The sequence below is a fragment of the Lysinibacillus sp. C5.1 genome (genome assembly GCF_016350185.1).
GTDB lineage: Bacteria > Bacillota > Bacilli > Bacillales_A > Planococcaceae > Lysinibacillus > Lysinibacillus sphaericus.
Window position 1 is genome coordinate 695,159 of record NZ_CP066226.1, and the last position, 20,732, is coordinate 715,890.

General features: G+C 38.8%; 16 protein-coding genes. 14 read left to right on the forward strand and 2 right to left on the reverse strand.

Translation table 11 applies throughout. The annotated features are described in order from the left end of the window. The first annotated feature begins 171 nt into the window (after nucleotides 1-171). The 9 genes from I5435_RS03125 to I5435_RS03165 all read left to right on the forward strand — a co-directional run bounded on the left by I5435_RS03125 (nucleotide 172) and on the right by I5435_RS03165 (nucleotide 9,368). Nucleotides 172-1,350, forward strand: coding sequence for a DUF4097 family beta strand repeat-containing protein (locus I5435_RS03125; protein WP_229388612.1), 1,179 nt, complete (start codon nucleotides 172-174; stop codon nucleotides 1,348-1,350). 280 nt (nucleotides 1,351-1,630) lie between these two features. Beyond that, nucleotides 1,631-2,317, forward strand: coding sequence for a cell division ATP-binding protein FtsE (gene ftsE, locus I5435_RS03130; protein WP_024362499.1), 687 nt, complete (start codon nucleotides 1,631-1,633; stop codon nucleotides 2,315-2,317). Further along, nucleotides 2,307-3,191 carry a permease-like cell division protein FtsX gene (gene ftsX, locus I5435_RS03135; protein WP_108029432.1) on the forward strand — a complete coding sequence of 295 codons (885 nt, stop codon included), beginning with the start codon at nucleotides 2,307-2,309 and terminating at the stop codon, nucleotides 3,189-3,191. The genes ftsE and ftsX overlap by 11 nt, the downstream gene beginning before the upstream one ends. Before the next feature lie 186 nt (nucleotides 3,192-3,377). Then, nucleotides 3,378-4,679 carry a murein hydrolase activator EnvC family protein gene (locus I5435_RS03140; RefSeq protein WP_108029433.1) on the forward strand — a complete coding sequence of 434 codons (1,302 nt, stop codon included), beginning with the start codon at nucleotides 3,378-3,380 and terminating at the stop codon, nucleotides 4,677-4,679. Between the two features lie 255 nt (nucleotides 4,680-4,934). After that, nucleotides 4,935-5,555 carry a hypothetical protein gene (locus I5435_RS03145; RefSeq protein ID WP_025218661.1) on the forward strand — a complete coding sequence of 207 codons (621 nt, stop codon included), beginning with the start codon at nucleotides 4,935-4,937 and terminating at the stop codon, nucleotides 5,553-5,555. Then, on the forward strand, nucleotides 5,552-6,139 hold the full coding sequence (locus tag I5435_RS03150; RefSeq protein WP_025218662.1) for a peroxiredoxin family protein: 588 nt from the start codon (nucleotides 5,552-5,554) through the stop codon (nucleotides 6,137-6,139). Before I5435_RS03145 ends, I5435_RS03150 begins: the two co-directional genes overlap by 4 nt. Before the next feature lie 250 nt (nucleotides 6,140-6,389). After that, a complete protein-coding gene (locus I5435_RS03155) occupies nucleotides 6,390-7,838 on the forward strand; it encodes a S41 family peptidase (RefSeq protein ID WP_024362504.1) in 1,449 nt (482 codons plus the stop codon). A gap of 100 nt (nucleotides 7,839-7,938) precedes the next feature. Continuing rightward, nucleotides 7,939-9,144 (forward strand): PDZ domain-containing protein, encoded by a 1,206-nt coding sequence (locus I5435_RS03160; protein WP_337983247.1) that lies wholly within the window; start codon nucleotides 7,939-7,941, stop codon nucleotides 9,142-9,144. Next, nucleotides 9,144-9,368 carry a DUF2198 family protein gene (locus I5435_RS03165; RefSeq protein WP_024362506.1) on the forward strand — a complete coding sequence of 75 codons (225 nt, stop codon included), beginning with the start codon at nucleotides 9,144-9,146 and terminating at the stop codon, nucleotides 9,366-9,368. Before I5435_RS03160 ends, I5435_RS03165 begins: the two co-directional genes overlap by 1 nt. A 167-nt stretch (nucleotides 9,369-9,535) precedes the next feature. On the opposite strand, the gene I5435_RS03170 is transcribed toward I5435_RS03165, so the two are convergent. Then, nucleotides 9,536-9,862 (reverse strand): AzlD domain-containing protein, encoded by a 327-nt coding sequence (locus I5435_RS03170; protein WP_024362507.1) that lies wholly within the window; start codon nucleotides 9,860-9,862, stop codon nucleotides 9,536-9,538. Beyond that, nucleotides 9,859-10,590, reverse strand: a complete 732-nt coding sequence (locus I5435_RS03175) for an AzlC family ABC transporter permease (RefSeq protein ID WP_025218664.1) — start codon at nucleotides 10,588-10,590, stop codon at nucleotides 9,859-9,861. Before I5435_RS03175 ends, I5435_RS03170 begins: the two co-directional genes overlap by 4 nt. Before the next feature lie 125 nt (nucleotides 10,591-10,715). Between I5435_RS03175 and I5435_RS03180 the strand changes: the two genes are divergently transcribed. The 5 genes from I5435_RS03180 (at nucleotide 10,716) to I5435_RS03200 (ending at nucleotide 20,621) form a co-directional block, all read left to right on the forward strand. Then, on the forward strand, nucleotides 10,716-11,267 hold the full coding sequence (locus tag I5435_RS03180) for a helix-turn-helix domain-containing protein (protein ID WP_024362509.1): 552 nt from the start codon (nucleotides 10,716-10,718) through the stop codon (nucleotides 11,265-11,267). An 11-nt stretch (nucleotides 11,268-11,278) separates the two neighbouring features. After that, on the forward strand, nucleotides 11,279-11,902 hold the full coding sequence (locus I5435_RS03185) for a TVP38/TMEM64 family protein (RefSeq protein WP_029747216.1): 624 nt from the start codon (nucleotides 11,279-11,281) through the stop codon (nucleotides 11,900-11,902). Nucleotides 11,903-12,069: 167 nt separating this feature from the next. Beyond that, nucleotides 12,070-15,579 (forward strand): helicase-exonuclease AddAB subunit AddB, encoded by a 3,510-nt coding sequence (gene addB / locus I5435_RS03190; RefSeq protein ID WP_337983248.1) that lies wholly within the window; start codon nucleotides 12,070-12,072, stop codon nucleotides 15,577-15,579. Nucleotide 15,580: 1 nt separating this feature from the next. Continuing rightward, nucleotides 15,581-19,294: a helicase-exonuclease AddAB subunit AddA gene (addA, locus tag I5435_RS03195; RefSeq protein ID WP_337983249.1), complete on the forward strand. Its 3,714-nt coding sequence runs from the start codon at nucleotides 15,581-15,583 to the stop codon at nucleotides 19,292-19,294. A 160-nt stretch (nucleotides 19,295-19,454) separates the two neighbouring features. Beyond that, the gene (locus I5435_RS03200; RefSeq protein WP_024362512.1) at nucleotides 19,455-20,621 is read left to right on the forward strand and encodes a DUF418 domain-containing protein; all 1,167 of its coding nucleotides are present in this window, start codon (nucleotides 19,455-19,457) and stop codon (nucleotides 20,619-20,621) included. Nucleotides 20,622-20,732 lie beyond the last annotated feature (111 nt).

Genomic DNA, 20,732 nt, shown 5'->3' on the forward strand with positions numbered 1-20,732 from the left:
CTCTGGAAATGTAGCAGATTTTTTAAATGACAGTATCAAAAAAACATCTAGATAGCATGCATGAAAACTTTTTTACTGTATGACAGTGCATGCTTTTTCTTTTTTCAGTGAAACTTTTCACATATGGAGACGTATAAATAAATATAACAATCTGTGGGAGGCTATACCATTATGCAAAATGAACGTCAACGAATTTTAGAACTTGTGGAAAAAGGAACTATTTCAGCGCAAGAGGCGATTACATTATTAGAAGCATTAGAGCAACCTAGCAAGTCCACTGATAGCAGTATGAACGATACGTCGAATACTGATCAGCAATCCTCAGCAGAAAAAGAACCAATCTTTAAAGAAGAACAAAAAAAGAAAGAGGCAGATTTCACAAAGCATTTCCAAGATGAAATCCATGATTTTCGTAAAGATTTAACACAAATTGGCTCACTCTTTATGGATATGATGAATACGGCAGTAAAAAAAGTAAAAGAATTCGATGTTTCTTCACCATTTGGAGATAAGTTTGAATTTACTCATACCGAAGAACTTGCAGCAGCGCATATAGAAAATATTATGGTTGAGCTACCGAATGGTAATTTTTCATTAGAACCGTGTGAAGGTGATACTTTCCAAATTATTTGTAAGGTCAAAGCACCTCTAGTGAATGATAGTGAGGAAGAAACACGTAATCATTTCTTGGAGCAATTTGTTGTGAAAAATGAAGAAGACTCACTACGAATTTTAAGTCAATTAAAGCTAGTACAAGTAAATGTACAAGTACTTGCACCAAAGGAAAAATTAGATAAATTATCTGTCCGTTTAATGAATGGTGGCGTAACTTTACAAAATATCGAGCTGGAGCAATTAAAGCTGAAAACATTGAATGGTGCAATTAAGGGCTCGAAGCTAGTATTTACGAAGGCGGAAGTGGATTCATCGAATGGCTCCATCGAACTAACGGATGTTCGTGGTAAAGATTTAGAAGCTGAAACTTTGAATGGGCGCGTATATTTAGATGGTGCATTAGATGAAGTAGAAGCAAAATCTATAAATGGACATGTTGTAGTGACAACATGCTCTAGTAAATCTTCAAAAATTAAAGCACATACTGTTGCAGGTGCTGTAGAAATATATGTACCACGTACAATGTCGTTAAGCGGTAAAATTGTAACGAATTTTGGTAAAGTAGATGTCGGTATTCAAGATGCGTCGAAAATTGAGACACAAGATCAATTTTTATCTAAAGTAGTCCGTTTTGATAAAGAAGTGGAAGATGCCAACCGTCTATTTATTGAAGGCGAGTCGAAAACAGGTGCAGTTTTAGTACGTTATACAACGACTGACGAGCAAGAAATGTAAAATAAGGAGCATTCAAGCAAAGAGATGAAACAGCTTGAATGCTCTTTTGTATTTTCAAATGAAGCAATGAACAGGAATCGACTAGAACTTTCCATCGATTCCTGTTTTATTTTGTTGGTGTTTGATAGATTTATATAAAATATTCCAAAAAATATTAATTAACTAGGAGAATATTCCAACGAATGAAATAAAACTGTAATAAAAAATCATAGATTGAGTGCTATAATAGAAAAAGGAATACATCTTACATATATAAGAGGTTTAGGTGGTTTAAAAAATTATGATAGAAATGAAAAATGTGACAAAGAAGTACCCGAATGGTGTAGTTGCGACAAATGGCATTTCGGTTAATATAAAACAAGGTGAGTTTGTCTATGTTGTTGGTCCAAGTGGTGCAGGTAAATCGACATTTATCAAGTTAATGTACCGCGAGGAAAAAGCAACTTCAGGTGAAATTACTGTTAATGGTATTGATTTGGGCAGTTTGAAAAATAAAAAGGTACCTTTTTTGCGTCGTCAACTTGGTGTTGTTTTCCAAGATTTCAAATTATTACCAAGGTTGAACGTCTATGAGAACGTAGCATTTGCTCTAGAGGTAATTGAAGAGGAGCCCGTAGAAATTCGTCGACGGGTTATGGAAGTTTTAGAACTTGTTGGCTTAAAACATAAAGCAAGAATGTTCCCAAATGAACTTTCTGGTGGTGAGCAGCAACGTGTCTCCATTGCACGTTCCATCGTCAATGTACCAAAAGTTGTGATTGCAGATGAACCAACAGGAAATCTAGATCCAGAGACATCTTGGGAGATTATGAATTTATTTGAAGAGATTAATGCACGGGGTACAACAATCGTAATGGCAACCCATAACCGTGAAATAGTGAACACTATTCGTCGACGGGTTATAGCGATTGAAGGCGGTATGATTGTCCGTGATGAGCACGGAGGTGACTACGGCTATGAAATTTAATACGGTAAAACGCCATTTTCGAGAAAGTATTAAATCACTTGGACGTAATAGCTGGATGACAATTGCTTCTGTCAGCGCAGTTACGGTGACTTTAATATTAGTAGGTGTATTCTCACTCATTATGATGAACTTAAACAAAGTTGCATCTGATTTAGAGAACGACGTTGAAATAAAAGTGTTAATCGACGAAACGGCAGATGAAGCTGCTGAAAAAGCGTTATTAGCAAAGATTAAAAAATTGCCAGATGTTGCGGAAATGACATATTCCACAAAAGAGGATGAATTAACAAAGTTAGTAAAAGATTTTGGGGATGACTTTAAGCTTTTTGAGCAAAGTAACCCGTTACGAAATGTCATTTATGTAAAGGCGGCAGATCCACAACAAACAGCAAAAGTTGCAAAGACAATTAATAAGTATGAATATACATACGATGTTAAGTACGGCGAAGGTAAAGTAGAAAAACTTTTCAACTTCCTAAATATTAGTCGTAATGTGGGGCTTGTGCTGATTTTAGGGTTATTATTCACTGCGATTTTCTTAATCTCTAATACGATTCGTATTACGATTATCGCTCGTCGTGATGAAATAGAAATTATGAAACTAGTAGGGGCAACAAATTCATTCGTGCGTATTCCATTCCTTTTAGAAGGTATGTGGCTTGGAATTTTAGGCTCTATTATTCCGATTGCGGTTGTCGCAACACTTTACCACAATGTTTATAAAATTATTGCACCTCGTTTACAAGGTGAGCTCGTGCAACTATTAGATTTCTCACCACTTGTTTACCAAGTGAGCGCTCTGATACTTCTTATTGGTGTGTTAATTGGTATATGGGGAAGTTTCATGTCTGTACGTAAGTTTTTAAAAATTTAACTTGCTTTGTGGCAATAGTCATTCGTTTTGTAGGGCCAAATCAGGTAGTAACGGTGCCAAAGAATGTCACAGATTTCAAAAGCAGATTCTGCCGACGCGTAAACTTAGCTAAATTTGCACCACAATTTAAAGGCTTTTAAAACGGCAAAGTTTATGGGAATTAAATATCGAAGGGGAGTCCATTAGATGAAAAGTATAGCGAAAAACTCTATAAAAGCATTTGCGGCAACAACTGCACTACTTCTTTTTATCCAAACTCCATCAGCGTATGCAAATAGTTTATCGGATTTAAAAGAAGAGAAAAATCAAGTAGAAACAAAGAAAAATCAATTGAATTCTTCTATTAGTGGTAAAGAAAACGCCATTAATGAAAATAAAGAAAAGCAACAAAAACTATTAGATCAAATTCAAGCGTTAAATGCTGAAATTGACAAAACAAATAGTGATATTAAAAATATATTGGCTGAAATAAATGCTACAAATGATGAGATAAAAGCATTAGAAGGAACTATCGAAGAACTTCTTCGCAAAATTGAAGAGCGTGATTTATTGTTACAAGATCGTGCACGAGCAATTCAAGCTGGGGGCTCAGTTAGCTACTTAGATGTACTACTCGGTTCAAATAGTTTCGTAGACTTTATCGATCGTTTCTCTGCTGTCAATTCATTACTTGAAGCAGATCGTCAAATTATTCGCGATCAAAAACAAGATAAGCAAACTTTAGAAGAGCAAAAACAAGTTCTAGAAGGCAAACGCCAAAAGCTTGAAGAACAGAAAGCAAAGCTAGAAGGTTTAAAAGCATCATTAGATGGACAGAAAAAAGAGAAAAACACATTAGTTGATCAGCTAGAAAAAGAACAAGAGAAACTAAAGTCTGAAAAAGTATTACTTGAAAAAGAGTATTCAGAGGCACTGGAAATTAGTGCAGAATTACAGCAAAAAATCATTTCCGAGCAAAACCGTTTAGCGGAAATTGCCCGTCAACAAGAGGCAAAACGTAAAGCTGCAGCGGCAGCTGCTGCGGCGGCTGGGAACTCGGGTTCAAGCTCTGGTTCTACGGTGAATGCACCAGCATCAGAAGGTACTTGGATTAAGCCGACAAATGGTCGTTTAACATCACCGTACGGCTGGCGTAACCTTGGAGCCGGTCCAGAATTCCATTATGGTGTTGACCTTGCCAACAAAACAGGTACACCAATTTGGGCATCTGCTGACGGAGTTGTATCCTATGCAGCACCACTAAGTTCTTATGGAAATGTTGTTATTTTAACACACTCTATCAATGGACAAATTTATACAACGGTTTATGCACATCTTAGTGCCTTTAACGTTAGTGTAGGGGATGTAGTGAACCAAGGACAGCAAATTGCAGCAATGGGTAGTACAGGTCGTTCTACTGGACCGCACTTGCATTTTGAAATTCATATCGGCTCTTGGCAAGGACAAGCAGTTGGTAGTGTGAATCCACTAAAATATATTCCATTATAATAAAGAATTTACAGAGTCGTCTTATGTTTAAGGCGGCTCTCTTTTTTTATTTGCGTCAACTTGTTCGAAAAAAGTGGACGGAATTTCATCTGTTCATTGCAATAAAATACGATATGGGGTATTTTAAAAAGTACTAATAAAATTGCATTCTATATATCCATTAGTAGTTTTTTTGAACACAGTGTGAAATAACAGTTTTCGTAAAAGCATCTATGCTATGCTAAAAGTATCTATATTGATGGAGGATTTGTTTAGGTGATTAATACTGAGTGGTTTTCAATTCGTGCATTAACATTACCAGCAACAGCTGTTGCTTTATTACTAGCGTTTTTCATCGTATGGCTTGTTTTGCGAATACAATTCCCGAAAATATGGTCAGGGGTATATGGAGATGCCATCTTTACTTTTATACTCGTTTGGAAATTTAGCCTTATTATTACGGACTTCCAATCGGTCATTAATCAACCGCTAGCGCTTCTTTACTTTAATGGAGGAACAGTTGGAGTGTTACTAGGGGTAGCTGCTATACTGTTACAATTTTGGCGGAAGCGTCAACAGCTACAGTTTGACACTGAGGGCATAATGGCGTGTGGTTGGGCAATTATGTTAACGCAATCCATTTATCAATGGTTCGTGGTATTATTGAATGACAATCCACTTCAAAGCGAACTCATCACTTTAGTAGTGCTAAGCGTGCTAACGATTTTCATATTATGGAAAGTACCAACAACGAAGACAGCGTTATTCCTGTATACCGTTGGCTATTGTATCGTAGCTGCATTACAGCCACTTGGTTTTTGGCAAACGGCTGTTGGGGTAAGCTTCCTACTACTTCTATTAGGTATAGGAATTCAACGAATAGGAGGAAAAGAATGAAAAAAAATATTGGGTTACTTATTGTCGTGTTGTTAATAGTTGCGATGATTGGTACATATGTTAAACAGCAAATTGATAAAGAACGTGAAATTGAATCTGCATCCCTCGGTAAAGAAGTAGAAGAACGGACAGTCGGATTAAATAAAGGTGATATACCGCCAGATTTCACATTAACAAACTTAGATGGTGAAGAAGTGACGTTAAGTGAATTGCGTGGAAAAAAAGTTGTACTCAATTTTTGGGCAACATGGTGTCCACCTTGTAAAGCTGAAATGCCGCATATGCAAAATTATTACGACCAATATGCCAAGGAAGATAATGTTGAAATATTAGCTGTCAACTTAACATCAGCTGAACGAGATGTCACAGCCGATGCTAAAATTGATACAGTCATGACATTTAGAGATGGCTTTGAACTAACATTTCCTATTTTACTGGACCCTGAAAATGCAGCTGGTTCAGAATATCAAGTCATTACGATTCCTACAACGTATTTTATTGATTCAACAGGCACCATTCAGCAAGCGATAGAGGGTCCAATGAATTTAGAGATGTTAAAAAACACTGTAAATGCATTAGATTAAGTATGTGCGTGCCAGATACCCAAACAATTCTGAATTTTGTCAGAAGATTATTCAAAATAGCTAAGTAAAATCCACGAAGAATTCTGCGGCTTCCGTTGTGACCGTTGAAATCTTCGTGTTTTTTTATTGTTTGGGTGCCAGACACCCAAACAATTAGTGCCAGACACCTAAACAATTCTGAAAACCAAAACATTATTTTGTATGTTTGAAAAATATAATTCATACAGTAAAGAGACAGAGGAGGGAAGGTTTGCGCAAAATTACGGCAGGAGTCGGCGTACTTGTCAGCAGTTTATTGATAGGTAGTGGATTTTATTTTGACTGGTTTGATGGAGATGGAGCAGAGAAAAAAGTGCAAGTGACTGAGGTTGATTCGATTAATGAAGCATTACAATTAATCGAAAAAAAATCTGTGTATAGTACTAAAAAGGAAGAATTAGTAGAAGGGGCTCTACGCGGCATGGCTGATGCTATTAAGGACCCGTATAGTACTTATTACACGAAGGAAGAAGCCGAGCAACATCGACAAATGCTAGCAGAAGAACGTGTTGGTATTGGTATTGAACTGACAGAAAACAAAGGGAAGTTCATTGTCGTATCACCTGTTCGTTCGTCGCCAGCAGAAAAGGCTGGGATGCGCTCTCTTGATGAAATTGTACAAGTTGATGGGGTAAAAGTAGATGGCAAAACAATGAGTGAATTAATGCATTTGATTCAAGGAGAAAAAGGATCAAAGATTACAATTGTTGTCTATCGTCCTAGCGAGGATAAACATATTAAAATGACGATGGAACGGGCTGCGATTTCCAATAAAACAGTAACGAGTGAGGTAGTAAAGATTGAGGATACGCCAATAGGCTATATTCAAATCTCGTTATTTGGAGAGAAGACAGCAAATGAATGGGTGACAGAAACGAGTAAATTACTACGCAAAGATATAGAAGGGCTCGTTGTTGATGTTCGTGATAATCCTGGAGGCTATTTACATAGCGTCGCAGCGCTACTAAGTACACTATTGGAAAATGGCAAAGTATTTGCCTATATGCAAAATGCAGAGGGTGCCATGGAACCATTAAAAACTGAATCGAAAAGCTTTGATGAAAATTATTTAAGTACGATGAATAAAATTCCGATTGTCATTATTCAAAATGGCGGTAGTGCTTCTGCTAGTGAAGTGCTGAGTGGTGCGTTAAAGGGCTGGAATCGTGCTTCCATTGTCGGCGTTAAAAGCTTTGGTAAAGGCACAGTACAGGAATCTTGGTCTCTAGCCAATGGGGGAGAACTGAAGCTATCAACAAATAAATGGCTGACGCCAAAACGTGAATGGATCCATGGGAAAGGAATTGAAGCTGGATTAGTGATTGAACAAAATGAATTATTTGCATTCCAATTGCATCCGTTAACAGGACAATTCAAAGTAGGTGATATGAGCGAAGAAATTGCTTATACGCAAAAAGCCTTGCAAAAGCTAGGTTATCAGATTGACCGATTAGATGGTTACTTAGATGAGACTACACAAGAGGCAGTAAAGCTCTATCGCGAACAACAAAAATTAGCGCAGCCTGATAATGATATGTATGTCGATTCTACCTTTTTCAATAGTTTAAATGGCACGTTAAAGGCTTATAAAGAAGATCGCCAAAATGACTTACAATTCCAAATGGCGACGAGCTTCCTACTGCACAATATCGAACAATAGAAATACTCAAACTAATAAAAATGATGGGAAATACCAAGCTTTCTACCAGTTACTACTACGCAAGACAGTAGTCGTTTGATACAATGAATGCATAGTATTCATGATAGAAACGGCGGGTGTTCGTATGGTTAGTAATATATTAATAGAAATTGTAACAGCGATTGGCCGCTTTTTACTGAACCCAGTAGTTTATATTGCAATAGTAGTTGCTATCTTTATAGGGTATAGACGTGTAAAGCAAGAGCGTAAATTTTTTAACAGACGTATTATTTGGGGTTGGACCGAGCTGATAGGGCAATGGAAACGAGGATGGCCTTATGCCTTAGTTATTTCACTAATAAGTCTTGGTGTCGGGCTGACAGTACCCAAAGCATACTTATTGATTTTAAGCGCTATATCTTTCCTTGGTCTCTTGTTGTTTTTCATCAATGTATTGTCACCCATCTACACAATGGCAATGGCAACGTTAGCATTATGGGCGATGTACCAGTACAACTGGTCGTTCTCCTGGTGGAAGATTTCGTTGGAAGGCATCGATTTATTAGAAGGGGCTATTGTGACAATTACGATTTTAACAGGTCTAAGTGTAGTAGTGGAAGGTATGTTAATTCGTCGTACTGCGAAACAAGTGATAACGCCTAGAATCGAAAATACGAAGCGCGGAATGCAAGCTATCGTATATCGCTCAAGAAATGTTTGGGTGTTACCTATATTTTTTATCATACCAGGTAATAGTATTCCATCGGCATTGCCTTATTGGCCGCAATTTACATTGGGCGATAGTCACTTTGCACTCGTATTATTCCCAGTCGTTATCGGATTTTCAAAATTGTTAAGGAAAGAACTGCCTGTTGTTCAGTTGCCGAAAATAGGACGCTCTGTCTTATTATTAGGACAGCTGATTGTAGTAGGTGGACTTGCATCATATTTTGAACCGTTAATTGGCTTTATAACGTTAGCGTTAGGGGTATTAATTCGGATTATTATGGCAGTTTATTATGCTTGGCAAGATAAGACAGAGTCATATGCGGTTGCACCAAGCACTAAGGGTGCGGTAATCGCTGCTGTGCTGCCTGATTCACCAGCAGAAAAAATGGGCTTACTCGCAGGGGAATGTATTCGTAAAGTAAACGGACGCACGATTACAACAGAGGTTGAATTATATGAAGCTTTACAATTAAATGCTGCACATTGCCGTTTAGAGGTATTGGATCGGAATAATGAAATTCGCCTAACGCAGCATGTTATTTACAGCAATGACCATTATCGAATTGGTTTATTGTTGGCGGAGCCGAAAGAACTATGATCGATTTATATGGGAAAATGATGCTAGCATTATTTTTACCAGCATTACTCGTGTTATTGTTTACTCGTATTACGTATAACCGCTATGTAGCGTTAAGTTTGGCTATTGCACTTATTGCCGCTTCAGTATATGCAGGTTATACTTCCCCACCTATTATTTTTGTTGTTGATGCTTTTTCGTTAACGCTTGGCTTTTGGCTAGCGAGCAAAATGCACAAAAAATAAGGAGGGCTGTGTTGCTGCCTTCACTATTAAAATCCGCTCCGATTTTGCGGGCACTGTGTAAGACGTAACTTTCCTAAAGTGGATGGTTTCGTCTTACATCTTGTGCTATTTTCGCAAGCGTCTAAGCGGGTTTTTTATAGTGAAAAGGTACACATATAACAGTTTCTTTACATGAAGAATCTGACGGAGGCCATGATAATAACACCTGCTACAACTGTAATTGATAAGCTTTTTGTGACAAGTGCAATGATAAGGGTAGGCACAAATGTAATAAAGACAGGCCAATCCAATGTAACGAAATTTTTGCTTTCAGTATCCAATAAATTTTCAATGACAAGCGCACTGAGAATACAAACAGGAATGAAGCTTAGCCATTTTAAAACAACATCTGGTAGTTTCACACTACGTACGAACATAAATGGAATAATGCGTGGTAACCAAGTCACTAGTGCACAACCAATGATTAGCCACACCATCGAAGCTGTTGTCGTCATTTATCTGTCACCACCCCAATCGTTGCGACGATAACAGTAGCAAGAAGCACTGCTAGATGCGAAGGAACGACGTATGATAAGCCATACATAATTACAACCATATAGCCAATTAACATCAGGTAATGCATAATTTTATGTTTGCCCACGCTACTAAGTTGTAGCACAAGTAGAGCAATAAACATGGCAATTAGTGCAAAGTCTAAGCCCCACTTTTCAGGATTAGCCACCCATTGTCCTAGAAAGGCACCTGCAATACAAGATAGAATCCAAAATGCATACGCTGTTATATTTAGACCATCCATCCAACGACCATATAATTTACCGTTTTGCATTTGTTTGGTTACGGCCACACCAAACGTTTCGTCTGTTAATAATGTACCGAATCCAACATTCCGAAGCATCGAATAACGCGTAAAATGTGGAGCTAATGTTAAACTCATTAATAAGTGACGTAGATTTACGACAAAAATGGTTACAATGATAGCAGAGGTAGGACTGCTTGTTAACAAGAGTGCACAAAAAATAAATTGTGCAGAGCCTGCATAAACGAGTATTGTTAGTAATGCAATTTCTACTAAAGATAGGCCAGAAGCGGAACCTACAACCCCGAATGCCAGTCCTATACTAATATAACCGAGTAAAGTAGGTACACAATCTTTAACTCCTTGTATAAAGCTATCTTCGGAAGCAGTTGTTGGTTCATTATGAAGATCTGTTGTGCTTGTCATAAAAAGGTCATCCTTTCAAAAAAGTTTCCATGTATACTTAAAATAGAATAGTTAGAACATTCACACATGTTTATTAAAGTATACATATGTCTGATAAAATAAACAACAGGAAATGGTGAGTCGTAATGGAACAAATGAGTCGAAATTTAGCTTTCCAATTAAAGAAAATACGGCAACAACGCAGTGTAAGTTTAGATGATGTAGCGAAAGCAACGGGGGTTAGTAAGGCACAGCTTGCCCAAATTGAAAAAGGTGAAGCGAATCCTACTGTTTCAACGATTTGGAAAATAGCCGCAGGTTTACGCATCTCTTTTTCATCACTTTTACAGCCGCCGATTGCCCATTTTATGAAATTTAGCAGTAAAAATGCACCACATGTCGATGAAGACGAAGGGCGTTATCGGGTCTATTCCATTATTCCTTATGATCCTGAACGAGGTTGGGAATTTTATAAAGTGGAAATGGAGCCTGGTGCAAGGAGTAGGAGTGAAGCCCATACAGAAGGGGTAGAAGAAACGGTAACAGTGATTCATGGACAAGCTGTTATTTCGGCTGGGGTTATGCATGAAACGATAACCGAAGGGGAAACATTGGTATTTTCGGGACATCAAGCACATGAATATCAAAATATATCAGAAGAACTTACGGTTTTACATGTAATCTTGCAATATAAATAGAGGTGGCAATAGTGAATGAATGGTTTACTGTAGAAAATATGGAACATATTGCGGCACAATATCGAACACTTGGACCAATAATGGGGATATTACTGCCCTTTTTAGAAGCGTTTTTACCTTTTTTACCATTGGTTGTGTTCGTCGTGGCGAATGCGAGTGCATTTGGGTTATGGATAGGGTTTTTGTTATCGTGGCTAGGTTCAGTAGCTGGTTCATATGCTGTTTTTTTGCTTGTACGTCACTTTGGAAAGCATCCGAAGCTCCGTTTTGTAACAGGCAGTAAAAAGGTACAAAAGTTTATTAAATGGGTGGATATGAATGGTATTAGCCCATTGTTTGTCTTACTATGCTTTCCGTTTACGCCTTCTGTAATAGTGAATATAGTAGCGGGCTTATCACATATTCATAAAAAATACTATCTAATTGTTTTATTAGCCGGAAAATTCGTCATGATTTTTGGCATGAGTGTATTGGGCTATGATTTAAAATCGCTTATCACGAGTCCGGTACGACTAATTAGTGCGGGTGTAGCTATCGTCTTACTATGGTGGATTGGCAAGCTAATGGAGAAGCGATTGAATGCTCGTGTAGAAAGAGATTTGAAACGTGGGCGAAAAATGACGAAAAATGAATAATCTTCTAGGCTGAATCTGCACATGCGGTCCCTTGTATCATGTAAAATGGTAGGAGGGTCTTTTTATTTCATTTCTTTAGTCGTTTTATATTGGCGATTACTAGGGAACGCTCACTACAAGTTTCTGAAGATAGAATATAATTTTTTAATGAATAGGGGGAAGCATGAATGACATTACGAATTGTATCAGGACGTGCAGGTACCGGAAAATCGGCTTATATTCATAGAGAAATAGTCGAACAATTAAATACCGATCCATTAGGTCACCCTATTTTTATCATTGTCCCTGACCAAATGTCTTATTCAACTGAATATGAACTGACAAATAGACATGGTTTGCACGGGCTCATACGTGCACAAGTGATGACGTTTAAACGCTTAGCTTGGCTTGTACTTCAAGAAACAGGGGGTATTGCTCGCCAAGAAGTAAATGGCTATGGTTATCGAATGCTTATTCGAAAATTGCTAGAAGAGCAGAAGAGTGATTTTTCGTTATTTCGACAAGCTGCTGGTAAGCGGGGCTTTACAGAGGAAATTGAAACGTTGTTACGCGAATTTAGCCGTTATAGCGTGAACAGTTCAGTTTTAAGTGATGTAACAACCTCTTTAAAGGCGATTGATGCACCTCATACACTACAGGCGAAAATCAATGATTTATACATTGTTTTACAAGCATTAGAAGCTCGACTCGGTACAACTTATGTCGATAGTGAAGGCTATTACCCGATTTTAACCGAGCACTTAAAATTTTCTGAGACGATGAAACAGGCAACAATTTATATAGATGGCTTTACTGCCTTTACTGTAAGAGAGCTAGAGCTTGTAAAAGAATTACTAAAGGTGACGAAGCAAGTAACGGTTGTGCTACCGTATGATCATATGGAAGAAGCTAAAGATGAGCAGGCATTATTCAATGAAGCGGCAACTACAAGTCAACGCTTGCATGATATAGCATATGACAATGGCATTGAAGTCGAAGCACCGTTGCATTTTATCAAAACCCATCGATTTCAGTCAAAAGACTTACAGCATGTAGAAGCAACATTTGCTGATATGGTGCCCCAAACAGAAAAATCCACAGGTGATGTGAAAGTTTTTGAAGCCTCAAATCGTCGGGCTGAAATCCATGCCATTGCCCGGGAAATAACGAAGCTGACGAGGCAGGAGGGCTATCGTTATCAAGATATAGTGTTGCTGTATAGGCAAGCAGACGTATACGATCCGCTAATTTCAACAATTTTTCAGCAATACGACATTCCTATTTTTGTGAATACAAAAAAAACGATGCTTCACCATCCGTTAATTGAATTTAGTCGATCTGCATTGGAAGTTGTTATTTCAAATTGGAAATATGAACCGCTTTTCAGAAGTGTGAAAACAGATTTATTTTTCCCATTACATGCTGATAACAGTGTTTGGCGTGAACGTGCTGACCGTCTTGAAAATTACTGTTTAGCGCAAGGAATTTACGGAGAGCGTTGGTTTGACGAATCTCGTTGGTTTTATAAAAAATATCGCGGGCTTGAATTCCATTCTCGTGTGCAAACAGACGAAGAACGTGCGATGCAGACAGAAATTGAGGCCATTCGCGACGAAATTCGCACACCATTAAAAGCGTTACAGGACAAGCTTATACTGGCGAAAACGGGTAGAGATGTGGCAACAGCGCTATTTGAGCTAGTAGAAGAAGTACAAGTATATGACAAGCTTCAAATCATGAAAGATCGTGAATTGGATAGAGGGGAGGCGTTAGCCGCAAGTGAGCATGATCAAGCGTGGAAAGAATGGATCGCCGTACTCGATCAGTTTGTTTACATGTTTGGCGAGCAAGAAATGTCGGTACAGGAAGCGGCAAAGATTTTAGATGAAGGTTTTGATACATTAGAATTCGCGCGTATTCCTCCAACTTTAGATGAAGTGATGGTGGCAACGGTCGATTTAGCGCGCCTATCGCAAATAAAGGTCGCCTTTGTTCTAGGAATGAACGATGGCGTCTATCCTACACGTCTGGATTATGAAGGTCTATTGTCTGATGTAGAACGTGAGTGGTTTACGCATATTGGCTATGAATTAGCACCGACATCTAAAAATCGGCTATTACAGGAAAACTTTTTATTGTATCGTGCAATAACTACGCCATCTGACAAGCTTTATATGACTTATCCAACGGCGGATGAAGAGGGGAAAGCTTTAATATCCTCGTTATATATAAAGAAAATTATAGGAAATGAAAAAACGGCAGGTCTTTTAAGTGGGGTAAACGTCGAGCGTGTTGTCATTGATCCGATAGAATTAATTGATGATAATGTATTGCCTTATATTCGCCATCCTCGTACAGCGTTAGCTCATTTAATGCTGCAATTAAGGCAAGCGGAGCATAGTCGTGAACTTGCACCAGAATGGGTTGCTTTACAAAAATATTATGAACAAGATCCATACTGGGCATTAATTTTACGTCGCCTGATGCATCCAATGACACATAAAAATGAGGCAGAACCGCTAGAAGGTTATATTACACAAGAATTATATGGTCGCAAGCTCACTTCAAGTGTGTCACGTATAGAAAAATACTTCCGTTGTCCGTTTTCTCACTTCACGACGTATGGGCTTCGTTTAGAGGAACGAGCAGAATATCGTTTAGAGACATTTGCAATGGGTGATTTGTTCCATGAAGCATTGAAATGGATTACCGAAGAGACGCACCGTTTACAACTGTCGTGGATTCGTTTATCAAAACAGCAAATTCAACAACTTGCACGACAGGCAGTAGATCAAATTGTGCCCGTTTTCTCTCACCAAATTTTATTATCTAGTGCACGTTATCGTTATATTCAACGCAAGCTGATTCGCATTGTAGAGCGCACGATGATGGCACTGACACAGCATGCCAATGTGTCACACTTTAAACCAATTGCTATTGAAGCATCGTTCGGGCCAGGGCAGCATGAACAGCTACCGCCATTGGAAATTGATTTGCAAGGTGGCAAAAAAATGTACATGCGCGGTCGTATTGACCGTGTGGATAGTGCATCGATTGATGATCGCTCGTATTTACGAATAGTCGATTATAAATCGTCTGCTCGTGACTTAGATTTAAATGAAGTGTATCATGGCCTATCATTGCAGGTGCTAACATATTTAGATGTAGCGATGGAGAATGCATCCTATTGGTTATCTGGCGATGCAGAGCCTGCTGGTGTGCTTTATGTCCATGTCCATAATCCGATGTTAAAACTGGATAAGGACTTGAGTGACAGTGAGATTGAAGAAGATCGGTTAAAGCAATACAAAATGAAGGGACTTTTAACTGAAAATCCTGAGGCTATTTACTCGATGGATGAGCAGCTAGAGGAAGCGAGCGGGCATTCGCAAATTATTCCAGTTTATATGAAAAAGGATGGTACCCCTTCTGAATCACAATCACGCATCGTGCCCGTTAATGATATGAAAAATCTCCAGCATTTTGTCCGCCGTAAGCATCAAGAAGCTGGCAACGGCATTTTAGCAGGGGATACGGCTATAAGCCCTTATAAGCTAAAAGCAAAAACAGCGTGTGATTACTGTCAATTTGCAGCAGTATGCCAATTTGACCCATCTGATGGCAAACAAAGTTATCGTCAGCTACAGCAAGTAAAGCCAGTAGAAGTTGTCGAAAAAATTCGCAAGGAGATGAACTAACATGGTGCAGCAAATACCTGTCAAACCAGCGAATGTCACTTGGACGGATGATCAGTGGAAAGCGATTTATGCAAGTGGGCAAGATACACTTGTTTCAGCAGCTGCAGGCTCTGGTAAAACGGCGGTCTTGATTAATCGCATGATTGAAAAGGTTGTGGCAACAGAAAATCCAATGAATGTGGATGAACTTCTTGTCGTAACGTTTACGAATGCTTCCGCAGCTGAAATGCGTCATCGTATGGCAGAGGCGCTTGAAAAAGCAATTGCAGCAAATCCGACGTCGAGCCATTTGCGACGTCAGTTGAGCCTAGTCAATAAAGCGCAAATCTCGACATTGCATTCCTTTTGTTTAGCGATTGTTAAGCAGTATGCTTATTTGCTCGATATAGACCCAGGTTTCCGAATTGCTAATGAGGCAGAAATCGCCTTGCTCCGAGATGATATATTAGCTGACGTGCTAGAATCTGCCTATGATACAGATGACGAAGCGCGAATTCATGCAATCTATCAACTTGTCGATAGTTTTACATCCGATCGTGATGATCAAGCGATTGAAACATTAATAAGTAAGCTTTATGATACGTCGCGTGTCCATGCTGAACCACAAAAATGGTTAACGAGCTTACCAGAAAGCTATCAGCTAGCGGACGATGTGACAATAGATGATTTAGATTTATCTAAATATGTAAAGTTAACTGTAAAACATAGCCTTGAAGAAGCATTCGTTCTCATTTCTGAAATGCGTGCGATAACGCTTCAGCCAGATGGACCGGCTCCATATGCTGAAACCGCTGAAATTGATTTTGCAATGATTCAGGAAGGGATTCGTATCAGTCAAGAGGGCACATGGCAACAGCTATTTGAGTATTTTTCAACAGTCAAGTGGTCGACATTAAAACGGGTATCCAAGGATGCTTTAGTCGATGTGGAGCTTCAAGAGCTAGCGAAGAAAAAGCGTGAGGCTGCTAAAAAAATAATGAATAAGTTAAAAGATACTTATTTTGTTCGTACACCTGCACGTTTGCTGGAAGAAATTAGACTGATGGCGCCAACGATTGCAACATTAGTTGACTTGACGTCTATTTTTAGCCAGCAATTCCGTCTTGCGAAATTAGAGCGAGGTATTATCGATTTCTCCGACTTAGAGCATTATGCCCTGCAAATCTTAACGGAAGAGGTAGAGGGCGAATTACAGCCATCGCCCGTTGCATTAGATTTACAAAGACGTTTTAAAGAAGTGCTGGTGGATGAATACCAAGATACGAATATGCTACAGGAAACCATTTTACAATTGGTCAAGCTAGGCGATGAGCACGATGGCAACCTTTTTATGGTTGGTGACGTAAAACAAAGTATCTATCGCTTCCGTTTAGCGGAACCCAAACTTTTTATGCGGAAGTATGGGGAGTTTGTAGAAAATCCTGATACGACGGGGATGCGCATCGATTTGAATGCCAATTTCCGTAGTCGTAGTGAAGTTTTAAACGCAACCAATTTTGTGTTTGCACAAATTATGGATGAACGTGTCGGTGAAATACAATATGATGACAATGCTTCATTGAAGCCAGCAGCGCCGTATGATGCGAAAGAGGTACCTGTTGAGCTCGTAATTTTACATCCGCCAGAGGAAGAGGCAGCGGATGAAGAAATGGAAGAAAGTATAAGTGAAGCATCAGAGCTTGAGGAACTGAAGAAATCACAATATGAGGCACGTTTTATAATTGATCGCATTCGACAATTGATGGAAGAGGAAACAACGGTATACGATACGAAAACAAAAACAGAACGTCCTTTAAAATACAGTGATATTGTCATTTTAATGCGCTCTATGACGTGGTCTACAGATTTGGTCGAGGAATTTAAGTTGGCAGGCATTCCTCTTTATGCAGAGTCATCTAAAGGTTATTTCGATGCCTTAGAAGTGATGATTATGCTGAACACACTAAAAGTTGTCGATAATCCATATCAAGATATACCATTAGCTTCTGTATTACGTGCACCTTTTGTTGGCTTAACAGAAAATGAGCTCGCAAAAATTCGTTTAGCAGATACTAAAACACCGTTTTATGATGCATTAAGGCAATTTATACGCAGTGAAGGACATGGTGTGCAATCCGAAACATTTGAGAAGCTTCAACGTTTTATGTTGGCATTTGAAAACTGGCGAGATTTAGCACGTCGTGGCTCTTTGTCGGATTTAATTTGGAAAATTTACTTGGATACACATTATTATGAAATGGTTGGTGCCATGCCGAATGGTAAACAACGACAAGCAAATTTACGCATTTTACACGATCGCGCATTAATGTATGAAAAGACGGCGTTTCGAGGGTTGTTCCGCTTTTTACGCTTTATAGATAGAATGCGAACGCGTGGGGATGATTTAGGAACAGCAAAGTCGATTGGTGAAAAAGACGATGTAGTGAGACTTGTAACAATTCACTCATCCAAAGGTTTAGAGTACCCAGTTGTTTTTGTTGCAGGAATGGGACGGCCTTTTAACAAAATGGACTTCCACAATCCGTATTTATTTGACCAAGATTATGGGCTTGCAGTTAAAGCAATTGACCCTGAAAATCGGATTACCTATACTTCTTTACCATTTCTAGCGATGAAGGAGAAAAAAGAGCTGGAGATGAGAGCCGAAGAAATGCGGGTGTTGTACGTAGCAATGACGCGTGCAAAGGAACGACTTATTTTAATTGGCTCCGTAAAAAATTGGGATAAAACACTTGATTCCTGGCTGGACGCGCAAAACTTGCCTGTGGATGCTCCTTTGCAAGATTATTTACGCGCGCGTGCAAATAGTTATTTTGACTGGGTTGGGCCAGCTGTTGCGAGACATGCTGATTTTGCAGCTATTACAAGTACTTCGTATAAAGCAAGACAAGATCTCTCGCATTGGTGGGTAAGAGCCATTTCAACACATCATTTTATGTATGAAACGCAAGCGTTAGATGAAGATGTGCAACAGATGTTCACAACGCCAGAGGACGCAGCTCTGCTTGCAGAAATTACAGCTCGCTTCCAAGCTCAATATGCATATCAAAAATCGACACAGAAGCGTTCGAAAACATCTGTTAGTGAAATTAAACGTCTAGAAAGCTTACAACGTCTAGAGGAGCCAGAATACTATTTTACCGCTCCTAAAAAGAATAAGGGTACGATTGCCCCACGACCAACCTTTTTACAGGATAAGCAGCTTACAGGTGCGGAAATGGGGACAGCCATTCATACGGTCATGCAGCATGTACCACAATGTGGCTTTAGCACAGTGCAAGAAGTGGAGCAATTTGTCACTGAGTTAGTGGTAAAACAACTACTAACCGAGGCAGAGAGCAAGATTGTTCCGTGTGAGAAAATTTACCGTTTCTTTACAACCGATATTGGCCAACGTTTTAAAAATGCGAAGCAAATTCGAAGAGAAATGCCATTTACGATAAGCCGCGTGGATGAGGATGGCGACGCTCAAATTGTGCAAGGGATTGTCGATTGCTTGTTTGAGGATGTCTACGGTCACTGGATATTACTCGATTATAAAACCGACCGCATTGGGCGGCAATTTGCAGAGGAGCCGGCGTTATCGAAGGAACTTTTAGGTCGCTATGGGGTGCAACTACGTGTTTATAGCGAGGCACTTGAGTCGATTTTACACATACAAGTATATGAGAAAGTGTTGTACTTATTTGATATTGAGCAGGCGATTTATGCGTAGGGTCACTATCCTTTGCCTGTAAAATGAAGTATTCCTTTCAGCAATGTTAAAAACAATAGGCAAACTTCTGCGTGGAAAGTAAGCTTTTTCGAAGTTTACTGAAAGCGCAGAAGGATGCGCATTGTAGTTTAACGACTTAGAAAGAAGAGGAGGCTATTTTGTGAATTTGAAACCGACGATGTTGCAGGAACGAATCGCAACATTAGATATTTTACGTGGAATTAGCTTGCTAGGTATACTAGTCGTCAATATGTATGCTTTTTATTTGCCAATGCCACACATTGATTTAGCGTCATGGTTTACAACACCGTCAGATATTGTTTGGCAACAAAATTTAGATATTTATGTGCAAAGTAGTTTTTATCCTTTATTTTCCTTATTATTTGGTTATGGATTAGCGCTACAATGGCAAAAAGCTCAAAGTCGTGAACAAAACTTTTATGGAACAGGACTCCGAAGGTTAACTGTTTTATTTATGTTCGGTTTGCTGCATGCGCTCCTTATTTGGTGGGGAGATATTTTAATGATGTATGCCTTCTGTGGCGTTTTTCTGCTGTTGCTTTTACGTTTACATCCCATCTGGCTATTCGTAACGGGTATTCTTATCAATGGATTTATGCATGTTTTTATGTTGCTTGTAGTAGGTTATATTAACTTTAATACGGAGATTGAAACGTACTTGGATATTACTGGTGTGGAAAAGGCAATCACAGCCTATGGCACAGGTAGTTGGATGGATGCCTTTTTACAGCGTTTATCTGACTTATCTATTCAAGCGGGAATCGGGATGTGGATTGCGTCATTATTTACGATATTACCGTATATGCTAATAGGTGCAGCTGCCTCCAAATGGCATTTAGTAGAACGTTCAAAAGAGCTGAAATGGCTGTGGCTAGCACTTGCGATAGCTGGGTTGGCACTTGGTATATTCTTGAAGAGTGTACCTATCCTATTTACACGTACGTATTTACTTGATTATATAAAGGTCTATATCGGTGGGCCGATTTTATCAGTTGGCTATATTGGCCTTGTTGTTTTACTTTGTCTGATTCCAGTCATACCAAAAATACTTAGTCCTTTTGCAAAAATTGGACGCATGTCGTTAACGATGTACATACTGCAATCCATGATTGGCACATTTATATTTTATCAATTTGGATTAGGTTGGTATGGGAAAGTAAGTGTAGCTACAGGTGTATTAATTGCTATCGGTATTATTGTCGTGCAAATGATTTTTGCAGAAATTTGGCTTACAAAATGGAAGCAAGGCCCATTAGAGGCAATTTGGCGTAAGTTAACATATAAGACGAAAACTGAATCAAGCTAAATTTTGTGCTTAACATGCTTAATTAATAGAGAATTAGCAACATTAAAAATTGTTATCGTAAAAGTAAGGTAATTTATATCATATTGTTGTATCATGTAGAAAAAAGAAGGA